Source organism: Roseivivax halodurans JCM 10272, from assembly GCF_000521785.1.
Classification (GTDB): domain Bacteria; phylum Pseudomonadota; class Alphaproteobacteria; order Rhodobacterales; family Rhodobacteraceae; genus Roseivivax; species Roseivivax halodurans.
Window position 1 is genome coordinate 1 of record NZ_JALZ01000034.1, and the last position, 17,972, is coordinate 17,972.

Here is a 17,972-nt window from a genome sequence, read left to right on the forward strand (position 1 = left end):
ACCGCGGGGGCGCACGCGCAGCGTGCCGTTGACTGGCTGGTCGCCGCCTCGGAGACAGGCGCGAAACAGATGGAGGTGACCGATGCGGCGGCGTGATGATCTCGCGGTCCATAACGAGCGGGTGAAGCTCTATGTGACCATCTCGAACGCCGTGGGCCTTGCTTTCTTCGGGCTCGGCGTGGCGCGACCTCTGGCAGACGGCACCGTGCCGGTCACGGCTTGGGTCATCTGCCATCTCGCCGTCGCTGGCGTGATGGTTGGAAATGCTTATATTTCTTTGGGACGCCTCGAGACTGAAGCACAGGATCTGGACAGGGAGACGCGCAAATGACTGGTCAACTGATCCTCATCGCCATGGCACTGACCTTTTCTTTCGGTGGTCTTGTTTGGGCCCGCTGGTCCCAGAAGCGTCTGGAACGCGACGACCGCGCAGGCCACACGCCGGCCGAGTAACCTCACCACATCGCTTTGACCAAGACCCGAAGCCCCCGCCTTGAAAGAGGAAGGGGTTTCTTTTCGCGCAAGGCATAGAGATGCGCGATGAGCCTGACCGGACCGGAGACCTCCAACTATCGGAGGTCCGGTCAGGCGGTGTTGACAACATCGGCATCCTCGAGCTGCTGCGCCATGATTTCGGTGAAAGATAGGCCGGGGTTTGCCTCGGCCAACATGCCCACCTTCCTCCAGAACTCGGCCTGAGCATTGATCGAGCGGCACATGACGCCGCTCGACTGACTGCGGCCAGGCGCGCAACCCGCCCCCGTGGGTGGGCCTTGTGAGCGGAGAGATGGCAGGCGCTCCCGGAGGTCATGCCTGTTGCGGCAGCCCTGGATTTTCCAGTCGCATGACGCCACGGAATGGTCTACGTTGCTTCGCAGGCGCGCATTCAGCCTGGTGTCAGAGATACGGTTCCGCGGTGGATTTCAGGTTCGGGACATTCTGCCGTTAGACTGCCGCGATCTCGTTCTCGAGGGCCTGCAAATTTGTCTGTATGTTTTAAGCCGCTTTTCTGGGGCGTATTTCGATGAATTCACAACCGGGCTCACGACTTTTCTCCGAGCTTTCACACGACATGACGCGGCCTCGCGAGACCACCTTTCGTCTCGAGGATGTGTGGGCGATCCTGCGCAAGCGGGCTTGGATCGCCGCCCTGACGACTTTTATGGCGATCATCTATGCGGGTTACGCGCTGAGCCGTGCCGAGCCGCAATACGTTGCTTCTGCAGAGATGCTGATGGGGGGGCAGCCGAGCGTCGAGCGCAGCTCAACCGACCTTCTTGAAAGCCGTGCTTTGACCGATACGGCCATCAAGGGGGAACTTGCGATCCTTGAATCGAGCACATTGCTTGTCCGTGTCGCCAAGCGGCTGTCGCTTGACCAGGACCCCGAGTTCAACCCTGCGCTGCTGCCTGTTGAGGAACCGGGCCCTGTGGCCCGGCTGGTGGAGAGGACGAAGTCTTTCGTCAAGTCGTTCCTTCTGCCCGCCCCGTCGCAAGAGGCCGCGGGCTCGAGTGCCGGTGCAGCGCCGAGTAGTGCTTTGGCAGAAGCGGCAAGCGCAAATCAGGACATGCTCGAAGGCCTCGACGGGCCCGTCTCTACGCTCGCCCGCCAGAGTTCGGTGCGGCAGCTCGGCAATTCCTATGTGATCGAGGTAACCGTCGCCTCCAGCGATCCGACCAAGGCTGCTGGGATCGCGAATACCATCGCCGTTGAATATATCGAGTTCGTCGGAGATCGCCGGTTCGAGGCCGCGCAGCGTTTCACCGTCTGGCTCGAGACCCGCGTTGCGGAACTGGCGGCAAGCGTCCAGGACGCCGAACGTCAGGTGATTGCGTTCAAGACGCTGTCCAGCCGCGAGGTCGACAGCGCCGAACGGCTCGATCAGCAGATGGAGGAAATGACAACAAAACTGGTCGATGCGCGCACGGATCTGGCGCAAACCGAGGCGCTGGCGGAGAAGGCCCGCCAGCTGCTCGGCGGATCGAGTGCCGTCTCGGCGGCAAGCGTGCTGGCCGATCCGCTGCTTGATGATTTTGTCACCCGTCTTTCGGTCCTGCGTCAGGATGCCGCCACGGCCCGGGCGCGTTTTGGAGAAGAGAGTATACAGGTCCGGACCATCCAGCGCGAAGCGGAAGGGGTGCAGACCGAACTCACAACCGAGGTCGAGCGTGTGATCGAAGAGTTCGAGAACCGCTCGGAGGTTCTGCGCACCAATGTTTCGGCCATCCGCTCGGCTTTGAGCCAGCTTGAGCGGACGGGCTTTGAACGGTCGGCGGACCAGATCGAGCTCAACCAGCTCGAGCGCGTGGCTGATGCCAACCGGCGTCTTTACGAGGACTTCCTGGGCCGGTTCAAGGAATCGAGTGAGATACAGAACTTGCGCCGCGCCGATGCCGAGATCATTTCTTACGCTGCCCCACCGGGAGCGCCGGCCACGCCACGTAAGAAGCAAACACTTGTACTGGCGACCGCGGCCGGTCTGTTTGTGGGCCTGGGGCTCATGTTCCTGCTCGAGCTTTTGCCGAAGCGCTTTGTGGGCTCTGACCATGTGACACGCAGCACGGGGCTGAAGGTTTACGGTCACCTGCCCCGCCTGCCCCGTCGCAACGGCGTCCGAAACATCGCCCGCCTCGTGCGGAGCAAGGGTGGCCGGACGGCGATGGCCGCGCGCAACATGCTGCGGACGCTGGAGCTGGGCATCGGTCGACCAATGCGCTCGGTGACGGTGGTCTCGCAATCTCCGGGCGGCGACAAGACCAGTCTTGCCATGTTGCTGGCTTGGGCCGCATGCGAGCAGGGCAAGACGTGCTTGCTGGTCGATGGTGATCTCCGCGTGGCGGATCTGACCCGCCGGTTTGGTCTCAGTCAGCGACCTGGCTTGCTCGAGGTCTTCTACGGCGATGTGGCGGTGGATGACGCGATTTTCCACGACCCGCATCTCGGCGTCGATGTCATGCCGACGAAACCGTCAAGCCTTGATCCCGCGACAATCTTTGGCATGGAGCGGGCGGAAGCCCTCTTTCAGACCCTGATGGCACGCTACGACCTCGTGATCATCGACTCCCCCGCACTCAACGAGGTCTCCGATGTGGTCGAGCTGCCCCAAACGCTGGATGTCGGCCTCTACGTGATCCGCTCTGGCCGCACGCCTGTGCAACGTGTGCTCGACCGTCTGGGCCTCTTCAAGTCGATGCCGGTTCAGATGGAAGGCGCCGTGCTGTCGCGGTTGCAAGCAAAATCCGTTCGGGTCTGAGAGGGTACCATGTTCCAGAAAACGTACGAGGCGATGCCCTCCTCGCGCCGCGCGGATGCCCTCGCTGATACGCGCGCCCGCGATCTGATCACGGCCCTTGTCGTGACGGCGATCGGTACGGCCCTGGCTTGGGGTCTGGCCGGGGGTGTGCCGCCGATCGGGATCGACGATGCGGCAATCACCCGCTCCTATGCAGAGAACATCGCAAACGGTGCGGGCTACGTCTACAACGTGGGTGGTGAGCGGGTGGAAGGGTCGACGACGATCCTCTGGACCACAATCCTGACCCTGCTCTACCTTGCCGCCCCATCTCCCGAAGCGCCGATCCTGGCATTGTGCTTCGCCCTCGCGACACTTGCGGTTTTTGCCGCCTTCCGCATTGTCCGGCTGTTGACCTTACGCCTTGGCGGACGCGCGGACGCTGGAGTGACGATCCTCGCGCTGTTTCTTGTTGCGGCGCCGGGCTATTTCCTTTGGGCGGTCTGGACGATGATGGAGGTTGCGCTGTGGTCAGCGGGTCTCTTGGGGCTGCTCGCCCTACTTGTCGCTTGGGCGGAGGATGACGGCCGCGGCCTGGAGGGGCCTGGCCGAGTTGTGCTGCTGGTGCTGGCTATGGCGCTGCCGCTGATCCGTCCCGAGGGGGTCGCGGCCTCAGTCGGCCTTGTCGCGCTGACAGCGATCCTCGTGCCGACGTTCCGCAGCTTCGGCGCGATCACGGCGCTTGCTGCGATCGCGGTTTTTGCCGCTGTCACAATCTGGCGGATCGATTATTTTGGCCAGCCCTTCCCCAACACGTTTTACGCGAAAGTCTCCTCCGACCGTCTTCAGGATCTTGCGGACGGCCTGAAATATATGACGTCTTACGTGCTGGGGGCGCCGCTTGTTTCAGCTGGGATCGCGGCTTGGATATTCGCGAGCGTTTGGGGATTGGCACGCCTGCAGATGGCTGAGCCGGGCAGTCGCGGTTTGGTCGTGGCGGGGGCGTGCGTCTTCGGGATCCTGTCGGTCTACGCGGCGCTTGGGGGCGACCATTTTGCACTCTGGCGCTTTTTCCAGCCAATCTCGCCCCTTGTTCCGATCGCCTTGTCCATCGCTCTGGCGCTCGCCCTTGTCGCTCTGCCGCGTGGTACCGCCACCAGCTGGGCGATACGGCTGCCAGCTGCGGCGGCGGTTCTGTTGATCATCGCCCTGGGATGGCTGCACTATTACCAGGCGCGCTTCGATGTCAGAAAGGAATTTGCCCTGGTCGAGGATGGGCTGGCTTTCGGGGCGTATCTCAATGGCGTCACCCCCAGCCCTTCCATTGGTGTGGGACCTGCGGGCGGTATCGCTTTGGCCTATGAGGGCCGGATCTACGATCTGCTGGGCCTCAACTGGACGGAGATGGCGCACGCCAAGTCCGAGAAGGTCGGGATGCGTAACCACGCCAGCTTTGACAAGGATACATTTTGGGATCACCGGCCCGATGTGCTGGCGACGTTCAACCGGCCTTGCGGCGCAGACGGAACTCAAAGCTTCTGGGCCAGCAACGATGATGCCTTCGACGGTTTGTTTTCGGACGGGAGGTTCCGCGAGGCCTTTCTCCCGGTCCAGTTCCGGCAGGGTGATGTGTGCTGGCCGGGCTTTGCGAGCCATGACTGGCTCGGCCGAGTTGCGGGGGATGACAGCGTGCAGGCCCTGTCTTGGTCGGATGTTGAGATCTTGCGCTGAACGATGAGCGACCCGGTGGCATCGCTTTCCGAGGTGAAGGCCCGGCACGGCTTCTTCACCAATGTGGGGTCGCTGGTTTTTGCGCGGGCCTTTCTCGCTGCCTCGCAGGTTCTCGTCCTACCGGTCCTTGCGCGTCACCTGACGGTCGAGGATTTTGCGCTTATGGCGCTGGCGATGAGTGTGGTGATCTTCGCGGGGGTCCTGAGCGATGCGGGTCTCGGCCGGTCACTGATCCGCAGCCCGGTCTACAACCAAGCGGAATGGTCCACCGTCTTTTGGCTGCTGGCCGCTGTCGGTGGTGGGCTTTTTCTGGGTGTTGTGATCGCCGCCCCGGTCTGGAGCTGGATATTCGCGGCGCCGGCCCTGTGGCCGGTCCTCTCCCTGCTGGCATGTGTTCCGTTTCTTCAGGCGCTTTCGGCGGCCCATAACGCCGAGATCGAAAGGCGCGAGGATTACGCGTTGATCGCGCGGATACATTTGATTGCCGCTGTGGTCGGCCTGATGGTGGCTGTGGGACTGGCCCTGGTTGGTGCGGGCCTTTGGGCGCTGGTGCTGCAGCAACTGGTCCTCGCCGGTGTCCGTTTTGCCGGTCTGGCATTCTTTTCCAACTTCCGGCCCTCGCTTGTCTTCTCGCGCGACCTGATCGGCCCGCATCTGCGCTTTGCGCGTGATACGGTCACAACCTCCTTGCTCGCCACCTTGCAAGGACAGGCGGCAACCCTTGCTGTCGGCAAGCTTCTCGGCACCGGTGCGCTTGGCATCTTTGCGATGATGCAGCGTTTTGCACGTTTGCCGCAATTTGGGCTGGTCGGGCCCTTGTCGACCGTCATCTATGTCCGGATGGCGAAGGCGCAGGCGTCACTCGAGCGCCTGGTCGAGATCTATCTCGCTTCGACCCGGCTGATCGCTACGATCCTGTTCGTTCCACTGGCGCTCATCGCGGTGTCCGGCGATGCGATATTCCCGGTGTTTCTTGGGGCACAATGGGCGAGCGTTGCTCCTGTCTTCGCTCTGGCCATTCCAGGTATTGTGATTGAGGCGACGACAATCACCTGTCTTGTCTGTCTTTTTCGAGCCCTCGGCCGCACGGATCTGCAGTTTCGTCTGGTGCTCGAAGGCACGCTTCTTCAGGTGCCGCTGATGGTGGTCGCAGCGACCATCAGCCTCGAAGCCGCGGCAGCATCACTCACCCTCTGGGCTTTGGTCTATGTCCCGCGCGGCTGGATGCTTGCGCGTCGGCTGGTACCGCTTGCCATAAGGGACTGTCTGGCTGCGGTAGCGCGGCCCCTTGTCTGCACTTGTTTTGCGATTGTCGCACATCTCTACAGCGCGGACATGCTATGGCCTGGCGGGTTGGGTGAAATTGCCTCTGCCATTTTGCTGACCGTAATGGCTTTGGCGGTTCTCTTTGTCTGGGACAACCGAAACATTCGCGCGGCGATTGCCCTGCTCCGCTGATCCGTCTGGCAACAGGGCTCAGCCTGTGCCGCCATAGACTTCCCGGCGCGGTTGGGTGAGGCACCCCGAGGCAACGCCAGCATGGAATGCCGCGCGCATGATCCAGAAATGTGCATCCCCGAATCCCAGCAGCGTGGGCGGGACCCGAACGAGGCAGAAGGCCGCCTTGGCGGCGCTCGCAGACAGGGTCCGCCAGCGCATCTCCGGTTTGTGCTGCGCGATGCAGCTCCCGTAGATCGCGCCTTGCATGTTGCGTCGGCGGACCACCCAGCCGAAGCTCAGACGGGATGGCGCCACGGGTTCGCGCACGGTAGCGGTCTCGCAGATTGCCATGTGCACGCCAGCGCGATGCAATCGGAAAAAAAAGTCGACATCCTCGCCGCCGGTTCGGCCATAGCTCGGATCAAAACGGCAAGACGCCACACGGGGATCGGAGAGGTCCAGCAGAACATTGCTGGTATTCCCCGTCTCGACGCGGCCGGCGCGGGTGGTTGGCCGGTTCGAGTGAAAATCGTTTCGCCGCATCCAATCGGGTGCAGCAGGGGGATAGATTGCGACCGCAGGCCCAAAGACGACGCCGGCGCCGGACTCGCGCCAGCTGGCAAGGATGTTCCTGATCCAATGTGCGTCGGCACTTTCGTCGTCGTCGATGAACACCAGCGCCGCGCCCGAGACGGCATCAAGACAGGCGTTGCGCGCCAGGGAGATGTTGCGGGACGGGGCATGGATGTAGCGCGTGGCAAGACCCTTCGCTGCAGCATGCGCCTCGATTGCGGTCTTCTGGCGATCCGTGTCGTCATTGTCGGCGACAATCACGCTGAGTGACACACCCTCGGGGAGGGATTGTGACGCGATGCTGTCCAGGGTCGCGAAAATGCTCGCCCGCTGGAAGGTACATATTCCTATATCAATATGCGTCCTGCGCATTTTGGTTTGTGAACCATTCAGTCAACATTATTTGTGTTTTTACGAGTTTATGAAACACTCTGACGCAGGGTCGCCGTTGATCACCGGCGGCAGGCGATTGAAACAACAAGGTATCACGGCGTTCTTCCGTTCATCCGGTTTACCATCGCGTCAAACCTCCGACAATGTGGAGCCGACATGATCTACGGGAAGCTCTTCCCCCCCCTCCTGGCCAGCCTGTTGGCTGCAAGCATTATCGGCCTTACGGTCGACAGCGTCTCGCTCTGGCTGTCTGTCCTTGTCGGGTGGATCGCGTCGGTGCCACTGACCTTCGCTTGGACCTGGCTGCTGAGCCGGATCGAGAATAATGCTCGATCCGATGCCGGAAGCACTCTCCCTAGCGAGCACCCCCGAGCCGGCCTGAAAGAAAGAACGTGACGGTTCGCGCCAGAATCCGGACATCCGTCAGCACACCTGCGTTTTCGACATACCACACATCCATGCGCACCCGCGCGTCATAGGTCGTCGAGGACCGTCCCCCGATCTGCCACTCCCCTGTCAGACCCGGCCGGACCGCCAGATAGTGGCTTTTGTAGGGACCGTATTTTGCCAGCTCCTGCTCCGTAACCGGTCGCGGTCCGACAAGGCTCATCTCACCCCACAGGACATTGAAGAGTTGCGGCAGCTCATCGAGGCTCGTTTTGCGAAGGAAGTGCCCGATCCCCGGCATGATCCGCGGATCGTTCTCCAGTTTGTAGCAGGAATTCCATTGTTTCCGGGCCACCGGATCGGTCGCAAGGATCTCGGCAAGGATCTCTTCGGACTCCCGCCGCATGGTGCGGAACTTCATGCACCGGAAGGGCAGCCCGTTGCGCCCGATGCGCTGGTGACCAAAGAAGAACGGTCCACCCTCGGTCAGCCAGACAAGGGCTATGATCGTCAGGAAGAGCGGCGCGAACAGGACGATCATCACAAGAGCACCCGTGATGTCGAGCATTCGTTTGATGGCGTAGGATTGTCGGGGTTCACGATCGCGGTCGGGGCCGAACGGGGTGTCTGGTCGGACGGTTGAACTCAGGCCCGTTCTATAAATGTTCGCCGGGCCCCGGCCGTGCTTGGAAAAGCTCATGGAAAGCTCCGAGAATCGAAAAAGACTTCTTCAATAATATTCGTATGCCACGACCGGCATCCTCATACCAAGAATTTTCCTCATTTTAGCCTCATTTACCCAAGTCACGAGTGTCTGTGCGGGCAAAATATGAACGTGGCGTGATCTGTTTTACGAAAGGTCTTCATCGCCGCTCGCGCACGCCGTTTGGCGCCGCACCGCGTCTACGGTTTCCAGGACCGCAATCGAAGCGGCCAATGGCATGATCTGGCTTTCCTGACGCTGCGCCGCGATGCAGGCAGCGACCTCATCGGCCTGAAACCGCAAACCGCTGCCCCGGAATTGTCCTCTGATCGCACGCGGAGACCGGCCCGTGAGGCGCAGGCCGGCGGCGCGGATCATCGGCCAGGCACGCGAGCCGCGCAGCGCCTCCCTGAGCCGCGAGGCCTGCTCGGTCTCATTGCGGCGATCCGGCACGACCTTGCCGACTGATCCGCGGCCCGCCTGGATAAAGGGAGCGTCGAGTTCGGCCCACCCCTCGGTGCCACTGACCTCCAGCCGATTGCTGAGGCGCGTGGCATGGCTCGCGCATATCGTCGACAGGCCGGTCGCGTGTTGCATCACGATCGCCACGTCGCGCAGGCTTCCGGTCTTCGACAGGATCTGCCGGGCAGCGACGCTCTGGGGCGGACCGAGGAGGTCATGGACCGCCGAGATGCCGTAAACTCCGAGATCGAGCAGCGCTCCTCCCCCGCGGGCCGGATCGGTCAATGTTGCGGTTCTGGGAGATTCGACATTTGGAAAGCCCAAGGTGGCATTGACTTGCCTGATCTCACCAAGCCCGCCGTCACCCGCCAGCCGCCGCAGCTCGGTCATGGCCGGCAGGAAACGGGTCCACATTGCCTCCATGCAGAACAGACCCTCCGCCTTTGCCGTCTCGGCGATCCGCCGCGCCTGTCCGGCATCGAGCGCAAAGGGCTTCTCGCACAAAACCGGCTTGCCGCGTGACAGCGCCAGAAGGCAGTGCTCCATGTGCAGATGGGCAGGTGTGGCAACATAAATCACGTCCACATCCGGCCTCGAGACCAGTGCGGCGGCCCCCTCCACCGCATCGGCCCCGTATCTCTCCGCAAGCCTCCGGGCATGCTCCGGGTGGCGTGCCGCGACGCAGCTGACACGCCCGGTTGTCCCGAAGCGCAGGTCTGCAGCGAAGCGTTGGGCGATCCATCCGGCTCCGAGAAGCCCCCAGCGAAGACGGTTGCTCATGCACTTGCGGTGCCCAAAACACGTGAGATCCGTGCCGCCGAGCGCAACAGAACCTGCTCGCCAAGGCGGGCGCAGAGACTTGCGATGACGCTCGGCGGAGCGATGAAACAGCGCACGGCATCGACAATGTCGCGGGACTTCACCGCCTCGATCAGGCGCAACCACCGCCACCGTTTTTGGGTTTCGATTTCATGTATTTTCAGCATCTTACGTTCGGAAGTTGTCAGATCTGACCGGCTTGCAAGCTGTTGGTCGACCCGCACGAGACCCGCCAGATCCGCCGCCTCATGACGGCCGCTGAGCGACTCCGGACGCACAAGCGCGTGGTAGCCGAAAGGATCTGTGAGGCAGAACCGCGCCCCCGCCGCAAGCGCTTCGGCATAGAGCGCGTAATCCTCCCCGAGCCGCATGCTCTGGTCGTAACGCAGGTTGTGCCACTCGAGGAATTCTCGTCGGATCAATGGCTTGAGAAATCCAAGTTCGCCGCGACCGCCATGTAATCGGGTGAGGTTGCCTTGGATGAACTCTTCGAAATTGATCTTGACGCAGCCGATCTCGGTCTTGCTCCACAACCGCTCGCGCGGCGCGTCCGGGTGATGTGAAGGGACCTTAAACAGGTCGTCTGCCACAATATCCCAATTGCCGAGCCTGGCGATGGACAGCAGCTTTCCAAGCCGATCCGGGGCCATCTCGTCATCGGCATCGAGGATGGTCACGTAAGGCGCCCGTGCCAGGGCGAGCGCAGAATTGCGGGCTGCGGCGGGGCCGCTATTGACGGTCTGGACCACGATGTGGAGGTGCTTATGGACCTCTGCCAGGCGTTCGAGCTCAGCCCGTGTGCCGTCCGTCGAGGCGTCATCGATGGCGATCACCTCGACACGCACGCCGCGTTGACGCAATGCTGACGAAACGGCGCCGCCGATGGTGGGGGCTGCGTTCCAGGCCGCAACGATGACGGAGACTTCGGGTGTGTCGGCGCTCAAAAGCTGGTTTCCTGCGTTGCACAAGACCGGCGCGCATGCCGGGAAAAAGAATGTGAGCCAAACTTGGAATTGCTAGAAAACAGATGATTACTGATCAGTGGGGATGATAGGTCAGCTCTCATGGTCGAGGCAACCATCATCATAGCCGCCTGGAATGCGGAAGACAGTGTCGCCGATTGTATCGCTCACGCGCGAGGGCAGTCGCATGTGACATGCGAAATTGTGGTTGCCGATGATGCCTCTTGTGACGAGACGGCCGCACGGGCCCATAACGCAGGCGCCCGGGTTTTACGCCTGCCTCAGAACGGCGGACCCGCAGCCGCGCGCAACGCAGCCCTAGCAGCGGCGCAAGGGGATTGGATCGTGGTGCTTGATTCCGATGACCGGATCGAGCCCGGCCGGACGCGGCGAATGATCGACTTGGCATTGCGCCGGTCGGCTGATGTTGTTCTCGGAAATATCCGGCGCGTCGCTCGCTGGGAGGACGCGGAGTCCACCCCCCCCTTCATCCCCCCTGAGATCCCCGGGACGGCGGATGTTTTCGATCTTGAGAGCTATCTCGCAATGGACGACGTGCTGCCGGCCGGGCGTTCGGTCGGGTATCTGAAGCCGATCTTCAATCGCGCGTTTCTCGATCGCACTGGCCTGCGATACGATCCGCAGCTGCGGAACGGAGAGGATTTCCATATCATCCTGGCCTGCCTTGCGACAGGCGGCCGCGTCATCTTCGATCCGGTAGCCGATTATCTCTATCGCGCGCGACCGGGCTCGGTCTCCCACCGCATGAACCTCGATCATCTCGATGCGCTCATGGCGGCGGATATACGGTTCGCCGCACGGCATTCGGACCGGCTGACCGACCAATCGCGCGCGCTGCTGGCGCGCCGCCGGGGGGACCAAGCGCGGCTTGGCACCAGCGAGAGAGTGTTGCACGCGCTGAAGGCCGGCAAGGCCGGGCCTGCCCTTGCCAATCTCGCCCAACATCCTGGTGCAGCGGGCATGATCCTCGGCAAGCTGGCGGAAGCGTTGGGGAAGCGTGTTTTTCCGGAGCGATATCTCAAGTGAGCGAGCGACCTTTCCGGAAGCGGGACCGCTCCAAGCGGGCTGTCCATGCGACAATTCTCGTGCAACGTCGCCTCGACGATGCAGATAGCGGCTCGGCGGTCTATCTGCTGGGTCTTGTCGATCGTCTGATGACGGCCGGTTTCGCCGTCAACATCGTTGTGTCTCCCGCCGCGGGATTTGGCAGCATTCCCGTTTCGCGCCCGGCCTGCGCCATTGCCCAACGGGCCTGCCGGATTGTCTGGCCTGGCAGCCTTCGGATCGGCTCGGTCTACATATCTCTGCGCTGGCGTCCATGGCAGCGCGCGGCGCTCCGCAGCCTGGCTCATCTTGTTTGGGTGATATGTGGGCGGACGCACCTTGCGCGACCGGCCATGCCGAGTCTGATCGGATACACGCCGACCGACAAGGACACAGCGAAGATGGTGGACGCCGCCAATGCGCTCGGCTCGACCATCGCCGTGTCCGAATACAGTGCCCTCGCCCCGGTTCTGGCACGTGTTGAGGCGCCGGTGCGCGCCGTTTTGCTACACGATCTGTTCGCCCTGCGCGCCGAGTCCTTCCGCAAGCTTGGTCTTGCCCCAGACCATCGGGATGTGTCGCTTGAACGGGAGCTTGACTGGCTTGGCCCGGCTGATCTGCTGCTGTTCGCCTCGCTGTCGGATCAGCGCGCCCTGGCCCCCTGCTTGCCGGAAAAACGGCATATCTGGCTTCCGCCGAGGGTGGTTCCGAAGAAGGTGGCGGCGGACGGGCCTCTGCGCGCCGTCTTTCTGGGTGTGCGGCACGGCGGCAATATCGACGCGCTCGACCTTCTTCTGACGCAAGTCTGGCCCTCGGTGCACAATAGGCTGCCTGACGCGGAACTCTGGATCGTGGGGGAAATCGGCGCCTCGGTGCAAGGCCGGCATGCTGGCGTGAAGGTGCTGGGCCGGGTTGATGACCTGACAACGATCGGCGGCTCGAGGGCGGTCGGGCTTGCCCCGAACCGTGCGGTGAGTGGCGTCAGCATCAAGATCGCAACCTATCTCGAGCTTGGCATGCCGGTCCTGGCCATGCGCACGGCGGTCGAGGGCTACGGCCATCGGCTGGACGAGGCTGTTGTTCTTGCGGAGGACGAGGGTGAATTCACTGACCGTTTGATGGATCTTCTGTCGGATTCTTGCCAGCGCGAGGAGGCGGCACTGCAGAGCGTTGCGGCCGCAAGGGCAAAAACCCTCGCGGCGCCCGAGTTCGAGCTGTTCTGCGCCGACCTGATCGCGAAGACCCGCCCGGACGGCTAGTTTGCAGAGGGAGCGGGGGTGTCGACAATCTCCACCGACACCAAAAGCACATCCCCCGGGCCGATCCGGTCGTCGGGCCCGATCTCGACCACGTTGGTCGCCCCATCCGGGGTGGGGTTACTCCGCCGCAAGAGGTAGCTTGTGCGGGTTTCCGCCTCGTCGAAGACACCCGCGCCACCTTCCGTCAGAATGAGCTCTTCGACCACCGCACGGCGGACCGCCAGCGTCTCGAGCTCGGCTGTGGTCTGTTGGAGCTCGATTGTGGCGCCTGTTTCGCGTCCGGCCTGAAGGGCAACGATGTCACGCTGGTTCTCGCTGATCCGCTGCCGCGCGCGGTAAAGCGCATTCAGAATGTCCGTCTCGGTGCTCTCAAGGGTGATAAGGCTGCGCTGCGTGTCAGCAAGCCGATTGGCTGGGGCCAATCCGCGGGCCACGAGGGATTCAACATTCTCGAGCGTCTCGCGCGCCAAGTCGAGCTGGGCGCGTTGACCCTCGAGCTTGCTTTCGAGGCCCGCGACTTCGTTCAGCAAAAGAGCCTCAAGATCGTTTAATGCGCCCAACTCCCGGGCGATCTCGGCGCGCCGCGCATCAAAGATCGCCTGCTCCTGCGCCTCGATGCGGGCCAATGCCTGCGGCCCGTCGGGATGACTGAGCTCTGGCGGAACGGTCAGCGCCTCGGTGTCGGCGATCTCGGCCTCGAGCCGCGCCTCACGCATCTGCGCACGGGTGATCTCGCCGCGGATCTCGCGCAAGGTGCCCACCTCCCGGATGAGGTTCAGGGGTCGGTCGTCGAGCGCGTTGCCCAGCCCGCCAGCGAGCGCCAAGGCCTGTTGGGCGGTCAGGCCCGGTTGCGCCGGATAGGCCCCTGGCCCCCGGATGTCACCCAAGATGTAGAACGGGCGATAGGTCAGCACCTCGAGGGCGATGGCCGGGACATTTGCCATTCCACCCTGGACCTGAAGTTGGGCCGAGATGCTCTCGGACACGGCGGCCACGTTTCGCCCGTCCGCCTCCACCGATCCCACGATGGGGATCGAAAGCGTCCCGTCGGCCTGGACCGCGTATTCGCCGTCCACCACGTCCCATGAGACGAAACTACGTGTCGTCTCCTCCCAGATCACTGCGCGCAGACGCAGCCGATCACCGGCCCCAAGCAGATAATCAGCCGCGAGGGAAGGCAGCGGCAGGGCAAGGAGCAACAATGTTCCGAAGAACCGAACCATAAGCATTTATCCAAAGAGACGGCGACAGAGTTAAAATAATTTTCTTTCCGAAGACTAGACAAGATGAATGCGTCATGCACCGGTGTTTTCGTCCACAAGATCTCCCGCATTTCATCACGTTCCAATCCTATGCCCCAGATCACGGCGATTGTCGCCACATACAACAGGCAGCAATATCTGGCGGAGGCGATCGCCGCGCTCGAGGCGCAAGATCGCCCCCTCGATCACATCGTGATCTGGGACGACGGCTCCACGGATGGCACCGAGACTTTTGCACGGCGGCTGGAGGCCGGCTCGGGGGGGCGGGTGCGCTATCGCCGCAGCGCAAATGGCGGGAAGTCACGGGCGCTGAACGCCGCATTGGCCGAAACTGCAGGTGATTTTGTCTGGATCTGCGACGACGATGATATCGCCCTGCCCCATGCAGCAGCGACACTTGAGGCGGCGCTCACAGGCAGCAGAGCCGGTCTCGCCGCGGGACGGCACGACCGGTTCCGCGACGATCCGGTGAGCGGCCGGCGCGAGATGCTGGGCACGGGCTATTGGCCGGATCTCACCCGGGGCAGCATTCTGCGCCACATTCTGGAGGATGTGTTCTTCTTCCAGAACGCCACGCTGGTGCGGCGGGAGGCGCTCGAGCGGGTTGGGCCGTTCCGCGAGGATCTCGCCCGCTCGATCGACTACGAGATGTTTGTGCGCCTTGCCGCGCGCTATCCTGTGGCGATATGCGACGACATCTTGTTTCATCAGCGCAAGCATGACGGCGCCCGCGGCCCCCGCGGGGCCCGCCATACCGCCGCCGCGTCCGAGGCCGTCTGGTTGGAGAATGACCGTCTCATCTTCTCGGGATTCCGCGAGATCCTACCGCTCGATCTCTACGCAGCGATGTTTGATGGCCCGAACGAGGGTCTCAGGCGCCGTGCGGGCCTGCTTCAGCGGGGGACCGTTCACGCGCGGCGTGTCGATTGGGACGCCGCTGTGGAAGATTTCGAAAGTGCCGCTGATCTTTGCCCCGGGACCCCACTGACCGCTACCGAGCGCGCCGTGGTCATCCGTGCGATGAGTGGCAAACACGGCACCGGCGGCGCCTTTGCCGCGCCGCACGGCCCTCGCCTGCTGGCGCTGCGCGCCCGCTCCGTTGCCGGGCGCGGCATCGCCGCGGCGCTCGGGCGCGGGGCCGTCTGGCGGGTGCGTGAAAGCGCGGCGCGGGGCGCGGTGGGAGAGGCCGCGCGGGCCGCCCTCTTCGTCGCGCGTGCCGGAAGTCAGCCGGCAAGGGACACCCCGATCGCGCTGCACGAACGCACCCATCTGCGAGAGGCCGATTATGATTGGTGAGACCGCGCAGCCCCCCCACATCGCGTTCTTTGGTCACAATCCGGGGGATGCCGCCGTGAAGCGGCGGATGAGCGCCTTTTGCCGCGCCGGCTTTGAGGTCACGGGTGTCATGCCCCATCGCGGACCTCTGGAGCCGCCCGATTGGCCCCATATCGACCTCGGCGAGACACGCGACAACGATTATGCCGGGCGGCTGAAGCTGATCCGCCGCTCGGCGCGCCTGCTCGCCCCCCATATCGACCGTCTGCGATCGGCGGATGTGATCTACGCGCGGAACCTCGACATGCTGATGCTGGCGTATCGGCTGCGGCGACAGCTCCGCCTTGGTGGCGCGCTGGTTTATGAATGCCTCGACATCCACCATCGGCTGACGGGTGACGGCATGGCGGCGCGGCTGCTCCGCGGTATCGAGCGCCGGCTGCTGCGAGAATGCGCCCTTGTTGTGGTCTCCTCACCCCGTTTCGAGAGTGAGCATTTTGCGCGGTATTTTCCTGGCCTCGCCCCGGTTGCGCTGCTGGAGAACCGGTTGGTTGAGGGTGACGCTTTTGGCCCTCGGCCAGACCCCGCGCAGCGGCCGGGCGACGGCCCGCTCCGCATCGGCTGGTTCGGCAATCTCAGGTGCCGTCGCTCCTTCGATGTGCTGAGCGCGCTTGCCGCGCGCTGCGACGGGCGGGTCCAGATCGTGCTGCGCGGCTATCCTGCGCGCAGCGTTTTTCCGGAGTTTGAGGCGGAGGTCTCTGCCGCTCCGCACATGGAGTGGCATGGTCGCTATGCCGCGCCCTTGGACTTGTCTTGGATCTATGCCGACGTGGATCTCGTCTGGGCGGCGGATTGGTACGAGGAGGGCGCCAATTCACTATGGTTGCTGCCGAACCGCATCTACGAGGGGGGGTATTTTGCGACCCCGGCCATCGCCGTGCGCGGAACCGAAACGGCGCGCTGGCTGGTCGATCGATCCGCGGGCTTTGTCATAGACGAGCCGGTGAGCGCCTCGCTCGAGAGGCTTATCAGCCGATTGCTGAAAGATCCGGCTGAGATTGTGGAGGCGAGGCAAACGCTTCTTGGTCTTCCGCGCGAGACCTTCGTGGAAAGCCCCGAGATCATGCGTGCGCTTATCGACAGGGTGGCGCGCTAGGCTGCCGACCAATCGACCGGTTTGACCGGCTGCGGTGTGCTCTGGGGTGTATAGACATGGCCGAATCTCTCGGGATGCTGAATCGCCAGCGAGACTTCCGTGATGTGCAGGGAGAAGGCTCCTGCAAGACGCGGGCGGCGGCCGGCGGCGATCGCCTCAGCCATCTCCGCAATGCCGAGGGCAAAATCCATCCGCGCGCCGCGCCGCGCGGTCACGATGCGCCGCTGCGCCACCGGCGGCAATCGCCGCCCGCCATCGAGACCGAGGAGCTTCTGCGCCTGACGTCTCAGCCGCGTTTCGGGGATCGGGATCGATCGGACCGGGGCGCAGAAGTCCCAGGTCTCGGCCGTCTCGATGATTCCGTTCTCGCAGAAGACCCGGAAACGGTGGTCGTGAAGCGCGACGATACTGTTGGTCAGCCGCGCCACCACCCCTTCGTCGAAAGACAGACATGCGCAGGTGAAATCCGGTGTGGTGTATTTGGGAGGTGTGTCGGGGCCCTTGTCGGTGATCAGGCACGCCGCTTCGGTCACCACCCGTCGCACCGGCCCAAACATCGCCACGAGCCAGGTCAGGGCATAGCCTGCATGTTCGAGGGTGCACCCGGTGGCAAACTCGTCTTCGGCAGGCCAGGTGGCACCGGTCACGGTCTTCCAGTTGCGATAGCCCAACCGGTGGACCAGGCCGTCGTCGAGTTCCGCGTAGACAAGCCGAGGTTTGCCGCGCACCTGCGCGCGCACGGCCTTGATCAATGTCTGCGCGGCCTCGCCAAGTACGCTTGCCGGTGCGCAAACCAGGTGCCGATCGGCAGCTTCCGCCCGCGCCACGAGGTCTTCGGCCTCGGCGAGATCGAGGGCAAGCGGCTTCTCTGAATAGACGTGGCGCCCGGCCTCGAGAGCCGCGCAGGACACGGCATAATGCTGGTCGGGATTGGTCAGGTTCACCACGATCTTGACGCTTTCGTCAGCCAGGAGCGCGTCGAGCGAAGCGTAGGCCTCAATTTTGTGATACGTCGCGAACCGATCCTGCCGAGAGGTCTGGATGTCGTACACGCCGCACAGACGCAGATGATCGGACCAGTTCGAGAGCGTCGCCATGTAGAGATCGGCGACATAGCCTGTCCCGACAAAGGCGATGCCTGTCGGAGAATCCCCCTCAGCCTTGGCTTGGATCATACTGCTCTGCGCCCCCTGCGCCGACTATCCGTATGCTGGCCACCTGACGCAAGATCGCTGCAACTTGCGCGTTGTCAT

The 17,972-nt window shown here is 63.2% G+C and carries 16 protein-coding genes; 9 read left to right on the top strand and 7 right to left on the bottom strand.

Annotation, left to right across the window (positions count from 1 at the left end; translation table 11 throughout):
- Positions 1–82 precede the first annotated feature (82 nt).
- On the top strand, positions 83–331 hold the full coding sequence (locus OCH239_RS17845) for a hypothetical protein (protein ID WP_037265706.1): 249 nt from the start codon (positions 83–85) through the stop codon (positions 329–331).
- The gene (locus OCH239_RS23775; protein ID WP_280111417.1) at positions 328–453 is read left to right on the top strand and encodes a hypothetical protein; all 126 of its coding nucleotides are present in this window, start codon (positions 328–330) and stop codon (positions 451–453) included. The genes OCH239_RS17845 and OCH239_RS23775 overlap by 4 nt, the downstream gene beginning before the upstream one ends.
- A 131-nt stretch (positions 454–584) precedes the next feature.
- On the opposite strand, the gene OCH239_RS22310 is transcribed toward OCH239_RS23775, so the two are convergent.
- Positions 585–719 carry a TA system antitoxin ParD family protein gene (locus OCH239_RS22310; protein WP_084782616.1) on the bottom strand — a complete coding sequence of 45 codons (135 nt, stop codon included), beginning with the start codon at positions 717–719 and terminating at the stop codon, positions 585–587.
- A gap of 305 nt (positions 720–1,024) precedes the next feature.
- Here OCH239_RS22310 and OCH239_RS17855 point away from each other — a divergent pair, with 305 nt between their 5' ends.
- Genes OCH239_RS17855 through OCH239_RS17865 form a run of 3 tightly spaced genes read left to right on the top strand, consistent with a single transcriptional unit; the run spans position 1,025 to position 6,421 of the window.
- On the top strand, positions 1,025–3,253 hold the full coding sequence (locus tag OCH239_RS17855; protein ID WP_084782618.1) for a GumC family protein: 2,229 nt from the start codon (positions 1,025–1,027) through the stop codon (positions 3,251–3,253).
- A gap of 9 nt (positions 3,254–3,262) precedes the next feature.
- On the top strand, positions 3,263–4,963 hold the full coding sequence (locus OCH239_RS17860) for a hypothetical protein (protein WP_037265714.1): 1,701 nt from the start codon (positions 3,263–3,265) through the stop codon (positions 4,961–4,963).
- A 3-nt stretch (positions 4,964–4,966) separates the two neighbouring features.
- On the top strand, positions 4,967–6,421 hold the full coding sequence (locus tag OCH239_RS17865; protein WP_037265717.1) for an oligosaccharide flippase family protein: 1,455 nt from the start codon (positions 4,967–4,969) through the stop codon (positions 6,419–6,421).
- Between the two features lie 18 nt (positions 6,422–6,439).
- Here the strand turns inward: OCH239_RS17865 and OCH239_RS17870 are convergent, their stop codons facing one another.
- From OCH239_RS17870 to OCH239_RS23595, 4 genes are all read right to left on the bottom strand, one after another.
- Positions 6,440–7,348 (bottom strand): glycosyltransferase family 2 protein, encoded by a 909-nt coding sequence (locus OCH239_RS17870; protein ID WP_037265720.1) that lies wholly within the window; start codon positions 7,346–7,348, stop codon positions 6,440–6,442.
- A gap of 376 nt (positions 7,349–7,724) precedes the next feature.
- Positions 7,725–8,456, bottom strand: a complete 732-nt coding sequence (locus OCH239_RS17880; RefSeq protein WP_084782620.1) for a sugar transferase — start codon at positions 8,454–8,456, stop codon at positions 7,725–7,727.
- A 150-nt stretch (positions 8,457–8,606) separates the two neighbouring features.
- Positions 8,607–9,701 (bottom strand): Gfo/Idh/MocA family protein, encoded by a 1,095-nt coding sequence (locus OCH239_RS17885; RefSeq protein ID WP_051489592.1) that lies wholly within the window; start codon positions 9,699–9,701, stop codon positions 8,607–8,609.
- Positions 9,698–10,684: a glycosyltransferase family 2 protein gene (locus tag OCH239_RS23595; protein ID WP_051489593.1), complete on the bottom strand. Its 987-nt coding sequence runs from the start codon at positions 10,682–10,684 to the stop codon at positions 9,698–9,700. Before OCH239_RS23595 ends, OCH239_RS17885 begins: the two co-directional genes overlap by 4 nt.
- Positions 10,685–10,804: 120 nt before the next feature.
- Here OCH239_RS23595 and OCH239_RS21835 point away from each other — a divergent pair, with 120 nt between their 5' ends.
- Both OCH239_RS21835 and OCH239_RS17900 read left to right on the top strand, forming a co-directional pair.
- Positions 10,805–11,749: a glycosyltransferase family 2 protein gene (locus OCH239_RS21835; protein ID WP_084782625.1), complete on the top strand. Its 945-nt coding sequence runs from the start codon at positions 10,805–10,807 to the stop codon at positions 11,747–11,749.
- Positions 11,750–11,808: 59 nt separating this feature from the next.
- Positions 11,809–13,026, top strand: coding sequence for a glycosyltransferase family 4 protein (locus tag OCH239_RS17900; protein ID WP_037265726.1), 1,218 nt, complete (start codon positions 11,809–11,811; stop codon positions 13,024–13,026).
- On the opposite strand, the gene OCH239_RS17905 is transcribed toward OCH239_RS17900, so the two are convergent.
- Positions 13,023–14,249 carry a polysaccharide biosynthesis/export family protein gene (locus tag OCH239_RS17905; RefSeq protein WP_211242022.1) on the bottom strand — a complete coding sequence of 409 codons (1,227 nt, stop codon included), beginning with the start codon at positions 14,247–14,249 and terminating at the stop codon, positions 13,023–13,025. The genes OCH239_RS17900 and OCH239_RS17905 overlap by 4 nt on opposite strands.
- A 129-nt stretch (positions 14,250–14,378) precedes the next feature.
- Here OCH239_RS17905 and OCH239_RS17910 point away from each other — a divergent pair, with 129 nt between their 5' ends.
- Together OCH239_RS17910 and OCH239_RS17915 are read left to right on the top strand one after the other, a co-directional pair.
- On the top strand, positions 14,379–15,584 hold the full coding sequence (locus OCH239_RS17910) for a glycosyltransferase family 2 protein (protein WP_037265733.1): 1,206 nt from the start codon (positions 14,379–14,381) through the stop codon (positions 15,582–15,584).
- The gene (locus OCH239_RS17915; RefSeq protein ID WP_157577946.1) at positions 15,502–16,719 is read left to right on the top strand and encodes a glycosyltransferase family protein; all 1,218 of its coding nucleotides are present in this window, start codon (positions 15,502–15,504) and stop codon (positions 16,717–16,719) included. The genes OCH239_RS17910 and OCH239_RS17915 overlap by 83 nt, the downstream gene beginning before the upstream one ends.
- Here the strand turns inward: OCH239_RS17915 and OCH239_RS17920 are convergent.
- Positions 16,716–17,894, bottom strand: a complete 1,179-nt coding sequence (locus OCH239_RS17920; protein WP_037265739.1) for a Gfo/Idh/MocA family protein — start codon at positions 17,892–17,894, stop codon at positions 16,716–16,718. The genes OCH239_RS17915 and OCH239_RS17920 overlap by 4 nt on opposite strands.
- Positions 17,895–17,972: the final 78 nt, after the last annotated feature.

Excerpts from the sequence above, each read along its gene's own strand:
- OCH239_RS17870 (WP_037265720.1), bottom strand. The coding sequence starts at position 7,348 with ATGCGCAGGACGCATATTGATATAGGAATATGTACCTTCCAGCGGGCG.
- OCH239_RS17885 (WP_051489592.1), bottom strand. The coding sequence starts at position 9,701 with ATGAGCAACCGTCTTCGCTGGGGGCTTCTCGGAGCCGGATGGATCGCC.
- OCH239_RS17865 (WP_037265717.1), top strand. The coding sequence starts at position 4,967 with ATGAGCGACCCGGTGGCATCGCTTTCCGAGGTGAAGGCCCGGCACGGC.
- OCH239_RS17920 (WP_037265739.1), bottom strand. The coding sequence starts at position 17,894 with ATGATCCAAGCCAAGGCTGAGGGGGATTCTCCGACAGGCATCGCCTTT.
- OCH239_RS17880 (WP_084782620.1), bottom strand. The coding sequence starts at position 8,456 with ATGAGCTTTTCCAAGCACGGCCGGGGCCCGGCGAACATTTATAGAACG.
- OCH239_RS17905 (WP_211242022.1), bottom strand. The coding sequence starts at position 14,249 with ATGGTTCGGTTCTTCGGAACATTGTTGCTCCTTGCCCTGCCGCTGCCT.
- OCH239_RS23775 (WP_280111417.1), top strand. The coding sequence starts at position 328 with ATGACTGGTCAACTGATCCTCATCGCCATGGCACTGACCTTTTCTTTC.
- OCH239_RS21835 (WP_084782625.1), top strand. The coding sequence starts at position 10,805 with ATGGTCGAGGCAACCATCATCATAGCCGCCTGGAATGCGGAAGACAGT.
- OCH239_RS17855 (WP_084782618.1), top strand. The coding sequence starts at position 1,025 with ATGAATTCACAACCGGGCTCACGACTTTTCTCCGAGCTTTCACACGAC.
- OCH239_RS17845 (WP_037265706.1), top strand. The coding sequence starts at position 83 with ATGCGGCGGCGTGATGATCTCGCGGTCCATAACGAGCGGGTGAAGCTC.
- OCH239_RS22310 (WP_084782616.1), bottom strand. The coding sequence starts at position 719 with ATGTGCCGCTCGATCAATGCTCAGGCCGAGTTCTGGAGGAAGGTGGGC.
- OCH239_RS17860 (WP_037265714.1), top strand. The coding sequence starts at position 3,263 with ATGTTCCAGAAAACGTACGAGGCGATGCCCTCCTCGCGCCGCGCGGAT.
- OCH239_RS17910 (WP_037265733.1), top strand. The coding sequence starts at position 14,379 with ATGCCCCAGATCACGGCGATTGTCGCCACATACAACAGGCAGCAATAT.